At 71.4% G+C, this 11259-nt stretch carries 7 protein-coding genes and 1 pseudogene; 7 read left to right on the top strand and 1 reads right to left on the bottom strand.

The window, feature by feature from the left end:
• Positions 1 to 2342: 2342 nt before the first annotated feature.
• Positions 2343 to 2837: a transcriptional regulator BldD gene (gene bldD / locus ACFFNX_RS32665; RefSeq protein WP_141961424.1), complete on the bottom strand. Its 495-nt coding sequence runs from the start codon at positions 2835 to 2837 to the stop codon at positions 2343 to 2345.
• 483 nt (positions 2838 to 3320) lie between these two features.
• Between bldD and pyrR the strand changes: the two genes are divergently transcribed.
• The 7 genes and pseudogenes from pyrR to ACFFNX_RS32630 all read left to right on the top strand — a co-directional run.
• A complete protein-coding gene (gene pyrR / locus ACFFNX_RS32660; protein ID WP_285566747.1) occupies positions 3321 to 3857 on the top strand; it encodes a bifunctional pyr operon transcriptional regulator/uracil phosphoribosyltransferase PyrR in 537 nt (178 codons plus the stop codon).
• A complete protein-coding gene (locus ACFFNX_RS32655; RefSeq protein ID WP_378209723.1) occupies positions 3854 to 4801 on the top strand; it encodes an aspartate carbamoyltransferase catalytic subunit in 948 nt (315 codons plus the stop codon). The genes pyrR and ACFFNX_RS32655 overlap by 4 nt, the downstream gene beginning before the upstream one ends.
• Complete coding sequence (locus ACFFNX_RS32650; protein WP_378209722.1) at positions 4798 to 6081, top strand: dihydroorotase; 1284 nt, start codon at positions 4798 to 4800, stop codon at positions 6079 to 6081. The genes ACFFNX_RS32655 and ACFFNX_RS32650 overlap by 4 nt, the downstream gene beginning before the upstream one ends.
• Before the next feature lie 64 nt (positions 6082 to 6145).
• Positions 6146 to 7246 (top strand): glutamine-hydrolyzing carbamoyl-phosphate synthase small subunit, encoded by a 1101-nt coding sequence (carA, locus tag ACFFNX_RS32645; RefSeq protein ID WP_378209721.1) that lies wholly within the window; start codon positions 6146 to 6148, stop codon positions 7244 to 7246.
• Positions 7243 to 7440: a hypothetical protein gene (locus tag ACFFNX_RS32640; RefSeq protein WP_378209720.1), complete on the top strand. Its 198-nt coding sequence runs from the start codon at positions 7243 to 7245 to the stop codon at positions 7438 to 7440. The genes carA and ACFFNX_RS32640 overlap by 4 nt, the downstream gene beginning before the upstream one ends.
• Positions 7440 to 10770 (top strand): annotated as a pseudogene (gene carB, locus ACFFNX_RS32635) (carbamoyl-phosphate synthase large subunit). Before ACFFNX_RS32640 ends, carB begins: the two are co-directional and overlap by 1 nt.
• Positions 10771 to 10783: 13 nt before the next feature.
• Positions 10784 to 11259: ferredoxin reductase domain-containing protein (locus tag ACFFNX_RS32630; protein WP_512699867.1), on the top strand; the 476-nt coding region annotated here is incomplete at its 3' end.

Raw genomic sequence — 11259 nt, 5'->3', positions numbered from 1 at the left:
TCTGCGGGAGCCCGGCCCGACCTGTTCCGCATGCCCGCCGGGAGCCCTGCGCCTGCCGCACGGCCCCGGCGGCGTGCGAGGGGCCGCGCACAGTCTCCGGAAGCTCGGCCCGACCTGTCCGCAAGCCGAACTCGGGCGACCCCCTCCGCCGAAGACGATCCGCCGTTCTCCCACGGCCCGCCCACCGGGGGCGTGTGCCCGTGAAACCGGACGACCGACCCACAGAACTGACACGGCCAGCCACCCGGGCGGGCGGATATCTGCCCCCATGGCGGCGGGGAGGCCAGGGCGGCGGGGAGGCCAAGGCGGCAGAGAGACCGAGGTGGCAGAGAGACCGAGCCGGTGGGGCACTGGCCGCCGCCCAGCCGCCAGGCTCGGGGAGCGCCTTGTGCCCGTGTCCACACCGGGCCGACCGGCGGAGCGGCGGCTTGTATCTGCGCCGTTGGGCTGGCGGGTGGCGGAGCAGTTCCTGCCCGTGCCGGATGGGTCGGCGGGGGGGCTTGTGTCCATGCTGTTCTGGCGGGTGGAGAGGCGGCTCGTGCGTGGGTCGGGCCTGTCGGCGACGGAGCGGTTCGTGTCCGTGCTGCGCTGGGCTGGTGGGAGAAAGATGGCTTGTGTCTGGGGCCGGTCTGTCGGCCCGGGAACGGCTTGTGTTCGTGCTGTGCCGAGCTCCGGACTGTCGCCCGGGGAGCGGCTCGCGCCTGGGCCGTACCGGGTTGGTCGGCGGAGGAGCGGCTCGTGGCCGGGCCTACTTGTAGCCCGGCCGGGCCTATCAGCCGGGGTGGCTTGTGCTCGAACCCGGCCCGGCCGGTTGGCCGGTGCCTTCCATCCGGCCTTGGTCGGAGGCTCTTCGTGCCTGCTTTGTTCGGGCTTCTTCGGCGCTTTCCTGCCCGGCTCCAGCCGGGATCGGGTCTTCGGCCCATCTCCGGCGCGGTATCTACTCCGCATCTGTACCTGCTTCGGTCCGTCGCCTTAAGCCGGGCTGCCTGCGGTCGGTTTCGGCCTCGGGTTTCGGCGTGGTCGTCGCGGCCGGGTCCGCCCGGATTCGTTTCCCGGACCGTCTATCCGTCTATCCGTCTTGAGTGATCGATGAAGCATCGTCATCCCGCCGGGCGCGCCGGTGGGGATGGCGGTGGCCCCCGGGGCGCACGTGGTGACATTGCGGGATGTCCGGTGCGTCCCGGGTGGGCCGGCCTCAATCACCGGAGCGGCCGGTCCGGCCGCGGGTCCCGTCGAGATTCTCTGCCCAACCGGCGGGACCCGCAGGCCGCTACCACCTGAACTCGGTGTCCGCGAGGCCGGGAAAGCGAAGATCTTCACGATCACCCGATGCGATCGCCGTAGGGCGGCACCTGCGGCGGGGCGGCCGTTTCGCAGGGGGAGGGAAGCGGCATCTGCGGCGGGGCGGCGGTTTCGCTGGGGCAGCCTGGTTCGCTCGTCGCTCGTCGGCTGAGGGCGACGGGTCGACGTCTCGCCGCCGGCGGCGGCTTTCACCCGCGTTGGTGGCAGTCGGCCGTCATTGCGGTGGGAGCCGCCGCCGGTCTCTTCGGTTCGCGCGGAGGTCCGTCGCGCGCGGCGAACGCTCGCGCGTATCGGCGTGCGCCAGGCGACAGCCGCCTGTACGGCGCCCGGGAGGGAGACGGCCGCCTGTGGCGGGGCGGCCGTTAGCTGGGGAGAGGGCGGCAGGGCGGCGGTCTCGCTGGGGGAGGGAGGCGGCATCTGCGGCGGAGCGGCTGTTTCGGTGCGGGGAGGGAGGCCGTGTCTGCGGCAGGGCAGCTGTTTCGTTGGGGAGGAGGGAGGCAGTGCCTGCGGCAGGGCGGTGGTTTCGCTGGAGGGAGGCAGTGCTGCGGCAGGGCGGCCGTTTTGCTGGGGGAGGGAGGCAGTGCCTGCGGCAGGGCGGCGGTGTCGCCGCGGGGGAAAAGGCGGCCTGCGGCGGGGTGGCTGTTTCGCGGCGGGAAGGGAACCGCGGGGGAACGGGCGGTGGGGCGAGCGTTCTTAGAGCCGCTGTCGGCTTCTCAAGCCCGTGGGCGAGTCCGACAACGTGGTCGGGTGAGCGCGCGGGGAGGACGGCGTACGGCCGGTTCGCGGGAGTGCTCGCGGAGGGCCGACCGAGCTCTATCCGGTGTCGCTCTATCCAGCGTCGGCATGACCGATGGTCAGGAGCCCCGGAGACGGGTGGTGCGACGCCCGGGCCGGGGTCGCCGGTGGAGGAACGGCAGTGAGGTGACGTGGCCGTACGGGCGCGGGCGAAGCCCGGCCGATTGAGGGCATGGGGCAGCGCGGCCCCTCCGATGCGGTGCGGTGATCGGACGGGATCACCGCACCACCTCGGGGGGTACGGCTCAGAAAGCTTCCACGGCGCGGCGTGCCTCAGGGTCGAGGACGCCCCAGCCGATGAGTTCCTCAGTCAGTTCGGTCGGTGACTTGTCATAGATCACCGCCAGAGATCGCAAATCTTCCTGCCGGATGGACAGGACCTTTCCGTTGTAGTCGCCCCGCTGGCTTTGGATCGTCGCGGCGTAGCGGGCGAGTGGACCGGCCTTGTCCTTCGGAAGCTGCTGGAGTCGCTCAAGGTCGATCACAAGTTTCGGGGTCGGGCCGAGCGGACTCGGTGCGGCCCCGCCGGGGAGCAACTCAGAGACGGGCACGCCATAGAACTCGGCGAGCTCGGACAGCTTCTGAACGGTGACGGCGCGGTCGCCCCGCTCGTACGAACCCACGACGACGGCCTTCCAGCGGCCACGTGATTTCTCCTCCACACCGTGCAGGGACAGGCCCTGCTGGGTGCGGATGGCGCGAAGCCTCGCGCCGAGAGCCTTTGCGTATTCAGACGGCATCGTTGCGGCCCCCAGGCTCACTTTCTCGTCGTCGACGTGACCCGGGAGGGGACCAAGGGGCGGATGTGCCCCTGCCTCCACGAGAACGCGTGCGTCATGAGGCGCACTGTCAACCGGCCGGGGCCGGCTGCCCGAGGGGTCCATCTCCTGGGATGGTTACGGACAGTGACGGTAAAACGGGTACGCCTCCAGGTCAAGCCGATTGGAAAAAAGCGGTCGAATCCGTCATCGCGCTTCTGGCGCGAACCTCGGCCGTCGAAGCGGCGAAAACCCTTGCCGGGTAAGGCTTTCCGTGACTGTCAGGGCCGACACCGTACCGTCTCTGCCTGGGCAAACGCCATGCCACCAGGTGGCGGTGCGTCGGCAACGGGCTGCTACCGTGAAAAGGCCGATCCTTTAAGGCCCGTCCAGTGAGGCGGGAAAGGAGGTTTGACGGTGAGTGCTGCCTCTGTGCCTCCGCACAGGCCCTCTCCCAATGGTGACATGAGTCACAAATCAGTACTCGAAGCGCCGGACATTCGCCGCGCCCTCACCCGAATCGCCCACGAGATCCTCGAACGCACCAAAGGCGGCGAGGACATCGTTCTCCTCGGAATCCCGACACGAGGCGTGACTCTCGCCGAGCGCCTCGCCCGGCGGATCGAAGAGGTGGAGGGGCGCCCGGTCCCGCAGGGTTCCCTCGACGTGACCATGTACCGCGACGATCTCCGCCTGCGGCCGGCCCGTGCCCTCGGGCGTACCGAACTGCCGCCCGAAGGCGTGGACGACCGCGTCGTGGTGCTCATCGACGACGTTCTGTACTCCGGCCGCACCGTGCGTGCGGCCCTCGACGCCCTGAACGACCTCGGCCGCCCGCGAGCGGTCCAGCTCGCCACGCTGGTCGACCGCGGCCACCGTGAGCTCCCCATCCGCGCCGACTACGTCGGGAAGAACCTGCCGACGAGCGCGAAGGAGACCGTGCGGGTGCTGGTCGAGGAGGTGGACGGCCGCGACGCCGTCCTGTTGGAGGCCGGCAAGTGAAACAGCATCTGATCTCCGCGGCCGATCTGACCAAGGACGACGCCCTGCTGATCCTCGACACCGCGGAGGAACTCGCGAGCATCGCCGATCGGCCCATCAAGAAACTGCCCACGCTCCGCGGCCGTACGGTCGTCAACCTCTTCTTCGAGGACTCGACGAGGACCCGGATCTCCTTCGAGGCGGCCGCCAAGCGTCTGTCCGCGGACGTGATCAACTTCTCCGCCAAGGGGTCGAGCGTGTCCAAGGGCGAGAGCCTGAAGGACACCGCGCTGACGCTCGAGGCGATGGGCGCCGACGGCGTCGTGATCCGGCACAGCGCCTCCGGAGCGCCGCACCGCCTCGCCAACTGGGTCCGCGGCAGCGTCGTCAACGCCGGCGACGGCACGCACGAGCACCCGACCCAGGCCCTGCTCGACGCGTACACGATGAGGCGCCGGCTCGGCGACCTCGACGGCCGGCGGGTCACGATCGTCGGCGACATCCTCCACAGCCGCGTGGCGCGCTCCAACGTCCTGCTGCTGAACTCCCTCGGCGCCCAGGTCACCCTGGTCGCGCCGCCCACGCTGTTCCCGGTCGCGGTCGACACGTGGCCGTGCGAGATCGCCTACGACTTCGACGCGGTCCTGCCCAAGAGCGACGTCGTCATGATGCTGCGGGTGCAGCAGGAGCGGATGAACGCCGCCTACTTCCCGACCGTGCGGGAGTACAGCAGAAGGTACGGGCTGGACGCCCGGCGCATGGCCGCGCTGCCGGAGCACGCGCTCGTCATGCACCCCGGCCCGATGAACCGCGGCGTCGAGATCGCCGCGGAGGTGGCCGACTCCACGCGCTCGACCATCGTCGAGCAGGTCGCCAACGGCGTGACCGTGCGCATGGCCGTCCTCTACCTCCTCCTCGGCGGCTCCGAGCCCGCGATCGGCAACACCAGAACGGAAGGCGAATGACGTACCTGATCAAGGGCGCCCGCATTCTCGGCGGCGAGGCGCGGGACATCCGCATGCAAGACGGCGTCATCGCCGAGATCGGCACGGGCCTGGACACCAAGGGCGCTGAGACGGTCGACGCGGACGGCCTCATCGCCCTGCCCGGCCTCGTCGACCTGCACACCCATCTGCGTGAGCCCGGCCGCGAGGACGCCGAGACCGTCGAGTCCGGCACGCGGGCCGCGGCGGCGGGCGGGTTCACCGCCGTGCACGCCATGGCCAACACCGAACCCGTCGCCGACACGGCCGGCGTGGTCGAGCAGGTCTGGCGCCTCGGCCGCGAGGCCGGGCACTGCGACGTGCACCCGGTCGGCGCGGTCACCCGCGGCATCGAGGGCCGTCAGCTCGCCGAGCTCGGCGCCATGGCCGACTCCGCCGCGCACGTACGGGTCTTCTCCGACGACGGCCACTGCGTCGACGACGCGGTCCTGATGCGCCGGGCGCTGGAGTACGTCAAGGCCTTCGACGGCGTCGTCGCCCAGCACGCGCAGGAGCCGCGCCTGACCGAGCACGCGCAGATGAACGAGGGGGAGGTCTCCGGGCGCCTCGGCCTGGCCGGCTGGCCGGCCGTGGCCGAAGAGGCGATCATCTCCCGCGACTGCCTGCTCGCCGCCCACGTCGGATCCCGCCTGCACGTCTGCCACGTCTCCACGGCCGGCTCGGTGGAGATCATCCGGTGGGCGAAGAGCAAGGGCTGGCAGGTCACCGCCGAGGTGACGCCGCACCACCTGCTGCTCACCGACGAGCTCGCCGAGACCTACGACCCGATCTACAAGGTCAACCCGCCGCTCCGTACGAAGGCCGACGTCGAGGCGCTGCGCGAGGCGCTGGCCGACGGCACGATCGACTGCGTCGCGACCGACCACGCGCCGCACCCGGTCGAGGCCAAGGAGACCGAGTGGGCGCCCGCCGCGATGGGCATGATCGGGCTCGAGACGGCCCTGTCGGTCGCGCAGACGGCCATGGTCGACACCGGGCTGCTCGATTGGGCCGGCCTGGCCGACCGCATGTCCGTACGCCCGGCGCGCATCGGCCGCCTCGCCGGTCAGGGGCACCTGCCCGCTCCGGGAGCGCCGGCCAACATCACCCTGTACGACCCCGGCGTGCGCAGGGTGGTCGACCCGGCGGCCTCGGTGTCCAAGAGCCGCAACACGCCGTTCGCCGGGCTCGAACTGCCCGGCCGCGTCCACGCGACGTTCCTGCGCGGGCGTCCGACCGTTCTGGAGGGCAAGGTCGCATGAGCGAGCGAAGCGAGCGAGTCAGCAGGCACGTGGCTCTGGTCACTCCCCGGACGAAGGAAGATTCATGAAGCAGGCGTTGCTCGTCCTGGAGGACGGGCGCACCTTTCAGGGCACCGCGTACGGAGCCGAGGGCGAGGCGTTCGGCGAGGTGGTCTTCAACACCGGCATGACCGGCTACCAGGAGACCCTCACCGACCCCTCCTACGCCCGGCAGATCGTCGCCATGACGGCTCCGCACATCGGCAACACCGGCGTCAACGACGAGGACCCCGAGTCGGGGCGGATCCAGGTCGCCGGGTACGTCGTGCGCGAGCCCTCGCGCATCACCTCGAACTGGCGGGCGCGGCGGTCCCTGGAGGACGAACTGCGCGCGTACGGCGTGGTCGGCATCGCCGTGCAGGGCACCCGGGCGCTCACGCGTCACCTGCGCGACCGCGGCGCCATGCGGGCCGGCATCAGCACCGAGGAGGCCGAGCCCGCCGCGCTCCTGGAGCGGGTCCTGGCGAGCCCCGACATGATCGGCGCCGACCTGGCCCGCGTCGTGTCCACTCCCGAGCCCTACGTCGTACGGCCCGACGGCGAGGTACGTCACCGGGTCGCCGCCGTCGACCTGGGGATCAAGACGATGACCCCGCGCCGCATGGCCGAACACGGCTGCGAGGTGCACGTCCTGCCCGCGACGGCGACCGCCGAGGAGATCCTCGCGCTGGAGCCGGACGGGGTCTTCTACAGCAACGGGCCCGGCGACCCGGCCGCGTGCGGCTACGCGGTCGACTCGATGAAGGGCGTGCTGGAGGAGGGCCGGCCGGTGTTCGGCATCTGCCTGGGCAACCAGATGCTCGGCCGCGCCCTCGGCCTGGACACCTACAAGCTGCGATTCGGCCACCGCGGGGTCAACCAGCCCGTGCAGGACCGCGCGACCGGCCGGGTCCACATCACGAGCCACAACCACGGCTTCGCCGTCGAGGCGCCCCTCGACGGGCCGTTCGCGACCCCGTTCGGCCGCGCCGAGGTCACCCACGTCGACCTGAACGACGGCGTCGTCGAGGGGCTGCGGCTGCTCGACCGTCCCGCGTTCAGCGTCCAGTACCACCCCGAGGCCGCCCCCGGTCCGCACGACGCCACCGGCCTTTTCGAGACCTTCTGCGAGCTGATGAGGAAATGAGCGACGTTTCCAGCCACGAGGCCGACCACGCGTCCGACGCCGGGTCGCACGGCCACATTCCGGTCGACCCCAATGACGCGGTCCTGCGCGCGAAGGCGCCCAGCCCGCGCGCGCTCCTCGCCGCCGCCGTCGCGGCACTGCTGACCGTGGCCGTTCTGGCCGTCGCCGCGATCGCGTCCGCGCAGGGGGTCTGATGCCGCGCCGTACCGACATCGAGTCCGTCCTCGTCATCGGCTCCGGCCCGATCGTGATCGGCCAGGCCGCCGAGTTCGACTACTCCGGCACCCAGGCGTGCCGGATCCTCAAGGCCGAGGGGCTCCGCGTCGCCCTGGTCAACAGCAACCCCGCGACGATCATGACCGACCCGGAGATCGCCGACGCGACGTACGTCGAGCCGATCACGCCCGCGACGGTCGAGCAGGTCATCGCCAAGGAGCGCCCCGACGCGCTGCTGCCCACGCTGGGCGGCCAGACCGCGCTCAACACCGCGATCGCGCTGCACGAGTCCGGCGCCCTGGACAAGTACGGCGTCGAGCTGATCGGCGCGAACGTCGACGCCATCCAGGCGGGGGAGAACCGCGAGCGCTTCAAGCAGATCGTCGCCGACATCGGCGCCGAGTCCGCGCGCAGCGTCATCTGCCACAGCATGGACGACTGCCTCGCCGCCGCCGAGACGCTCGGCTACCCGATGGTGGTGCGGCCCTCGTTCACCATGGGCGGCGCCGGATCCGGCATGGCCTACGACGAGGAGGGCCTGCGTCGCATCGCCGGCGCGGGCCTGGCCGCCAGCCCGACCACCGAGGTGCTCCTGGAGGAGTCCATCCTCGGCTGGAAGGAGTACGAGCTGGAGCTGATGCGCGACAAGCACGACAACGTCGTGGTCGTGTGCTCCATCGAGAACGTCGACCCGATGGGCGTGCACACCGGCGACTCGATCACCGTCGCGCCGGCCATGACGCTCACCGACCGCGAGTACCAGCGGATGCGCGACGTCGGCATCGCCGTGATCCGCGCCGTCGGCGTCGACACCGGCGGCTGCAACATCCAGTTCGCGATCGACCCGCGGACCGGCCGCATGATCGTGATCGAGATGAACCCGCGCGTCTCGCGGTCCAGCGCGCTCGCCTCCAAGGCCACGGGCTTCCCGATCGCCAAGATCGCCGCCCGGCTCGCGGTGGGGTACTCCCTGGACGAGATCCGCAACGACATCACCCGCGAGACCCCGGCGAGCTTCGAGCCCAGCCTGGACTACGTCGTGGTGAAGGCGCCGCGGTTCGCCTTCGAGAAGTTCCCCGGCGCCGACGAGACCCTGACGACCCACATGAAGTCCGTCGGGGAGGCCATGGCGATCGGCCGGTCCTTCCCCGAGGCGCTGCAGAAGGCCCTGCGGTCCCTCGAACGGTCCGGGGCGTCGTTCTCCTGGGCCCCGGGGCCGGAGACGCTGCCGGCGGACGAGCGCGCCGCGCTCAAGGACGACCTGCTCCAGCGGGCCTCCCGGCCCCACGACGGCCGGCTGCGCGCGGCGCAGCAGGCGATGCGGGCCGGCGCCACGATCGAGGAGGTGTACGAGGCGACCGCGATCGACCCGTGGTTCCTCGACCAGATCGCCGCGCTGGAGGAGATCGCCGCGACGCTCACCGGCGAGCAGCTCGAACCCGAGGCGCTCCGCGAGGCGAAGCGGCACGGGTTCTCCGACGCCCAGATCGCCGAGATCCGCGGCGTGTCCGCCGAGCTGATCCGCGGGCTGCGACACGCCCTCGGCGTCCGGCCGGTCTACCTGACCGTCGACACGTGCGCCGCGGAGTTCGCCGCCGAGACGCCGTACCTGTACTCCACCTACGACGAGGAGACCGAGGTCCCGCCGGGCGAGAAGCCCAAGGTGATCATCCTCGGCAGCGGGCCGAACCGCATCGGCCAGGGCATCGAGTTCGACTACAGCTGCGTGCACGCGTCCTTCACGCTCGCCGAGGCGGGCTATGAGACCGTGATGGTCAACTGCAACCCCGAGACCGTCTCGACCGACTACGACACCTCCGGGCGGCTCTACTTCGAGCCGCTCACCCTGGAGGACGTCCTGGAGGCACGCCGAGCAGGAGACCGGCGAGGTCGCCGGGGTGATCGTGCAGCTCGGCGGGCAGACGCCGCTCGGCCTCGCGCAGCGCCTCAAGGACGCCGGCGTGCCCGTCGTCGGCACCTCGCCCGAGAGCATCCACCTCGCCGAGGAGCGCGGCGCGTTCGGCCGCGTCCTCGAACGCGCCGGGCTGCCCGCGCCCAAGCACGGCACCGCCACGACGTACGAGGAGGCCGCGGGGATCGCCGGCGAGATCGGCTACCCGGTCCTCGTCCGGCCCTCCTACGTCCTCGGCGGACGCGGCATGGAGATCGTCTATGACGAGGACACCCTGCGGTCCTACATCGACCGGGCCACGGGCGGCGGCGGCCAGTGGAGCCCCGAACACCCCGTGCTGGTGGACCGGTTCCTCGACGACGCGATCGAGATCGACGTCGACGCGCTCTACGACGGCACCGACCTGTACCTCGGCGGCGTCATGGAGCACATCGAGGAGGCCGGCATCCACTCCGGCGACTCCGCCTGCGCACTGCCGCCGATCACGCTCGGGCACGAGGACATCTCCCGCATCCGGTCCTCCACCGAGGCCCTCGCCCGGGAGATCGGCGTCCGCGGCCTGATCAACGTGCAGTACGCCCTCGCCGCCGGCGTCCTCTACGTCCTGGAGGCCAACCCCCGGGCCTCTCGTACGGTGCCGTTCGTCTCCAAGGCGACCGCGGTGCCGCTCGCCAAGGCCGCCGCCCGCGTCATGCTGGGCACGCCGATCGCCCGGCTGCGCGCCGACGGGCTGCTTCCCGCGACCGGCGACGGGGGAGACCTGCCCCTCGACGCGCCCATCGCGGTCAAGGAGGCGGTGCTGCCCTTCGACCGGTTCCGCACCCCCGAGGGGCTCGGCGTCGATACGATCCTCGGCCCGGAGATGCGTTCGACGGGGGAGGTCATGGGGATCGACGCCGACTTCGGCACGGCGTACGCCAAGTCGCAGGCCGCGGCGTACGGCTCGCTGCCGACCAAGGGACGTGCCTTCGTCTCCGTGGCCAACCGGGACAAACGAGCCATGATCTTCCCGGTCAAACGCCTCGCTGACCTAGGTTTTGAGATTCTCGCAACCGAGGGCACGGCCGAAGTCCTGCGGCGCAACGGCGTCCATGCCAAGATCGTTCGCAAGCACAGTGCCGGATCCGGGCCCGACGGCGAGCCGACGATCGTGCGGCGCATCCTCGACGGCGAGGTCGACCTCATCGTCAACACCCCGTTCGGCAGCCCGGGACAGTCCGGTCCGCGACTCGACGGATACGAGATCCGCACCGCGGCGGTGCTTCGCGGCGTTCCGTGCCTCACCACGGTGCAGGCGCTCAGCGCCGCGGTCCAGGGCATCGAGGCGATCACCGCCGGCAACGTCGGCGTGCGGTCGCTGCAGGAGCACGCGGAGCATCTCAGGGGGAGCCGTTGAGCGGAGGAGGCGAGTGACGGACTCGTCGCCGGTGCAGGTGCCGGGAACCGTGCTCACCACGCGGCGGGTCGGGGCGTACCAGACGATGACCTTCGTCGCCCCGGGCGTCGCCGAGCGTTTCCGGCCCGGCCAGTTCGTCGCCCTCGCGGTCGGCGGTGAACAGTCCAGCATGCTGCTGCGACGCTGCTTCGCCGTCCGCGAGGTCAAGCCGGACTTCGGTGGCACCGTCGAGATCGTCTTCACGGTCCGCGGCAAGGGCACGCAGTGGCTCGCCGGGCTGCGCCCGCGCGACATCGTCGATGTCGCCGGGCCGCTCGGCCGGCCGTTCCCGCTGCCGCGCGACCCGGTGACCTGCATTCTGCTGGGCGTCGGACACGCCAGCGCGGCGCTGTTCCCGCTCGCCGCCGTGCTCCGCCAGCGCGACTGCCCGCTGCACTTCGTCCTCGGCGGAGCCGGTACGGACGAGGTGCACGGCGCGCGCGGCGCCCG

It is taken from the genome of Actinoallomurus acaciae (genome assembly GCF_042429965.1).
GTDB lineage: Bacteria > Actinomycetota > Actinomycetes > Streptosporangiales > Streptosporangiaceae > Actinoallomurus > Actinoallomurus acaciae.
The sequence above is the reverse complement of the archived record's forward strand: the minus strand, read 5'-3'. Positions and strand labels throughout refer to the sequence as shown.

Excerpts from the sequence above, each read along its gene's own strand:
- bldD (WP_141961424.1), bottom strand. The coding sequence starts at position 2,837 with ATGCCGTCTGAATACGCAAAGGCTCTCGGCGCGAGGCTTCGCGCCATC.
- pyrR (WP_285566747.1), top strand. The coding sequence starts at position 3,321 with ATGAGTCACAAATCAGTACTCGAAGCGCCGGACATTCGCCGCGCCCTC.
- ACFFNX_RS32650 (WP_378209722.1), top strand. The coding sequence starts at position 4,798 with ATGACGTACCTGATCAAGGGCGCCCGCATTCTCGGCGGCGAGGCGCGG.
- carA (WP_378209721.1), top strand. The coding sequence starts at position 6,146 with ATGAAGCAGGCGTTGCTCGTCCTGGAGGACGGGCGCACCTTTCAGGGC.
- ACFFNX_RS32640 (WP_378209720.1), top strand. The coding sequence starts at position 7,243 with ATGAGCGACGTTTCCAGCCACGAGGCCGACCACGCGTCCGACGCCGGG.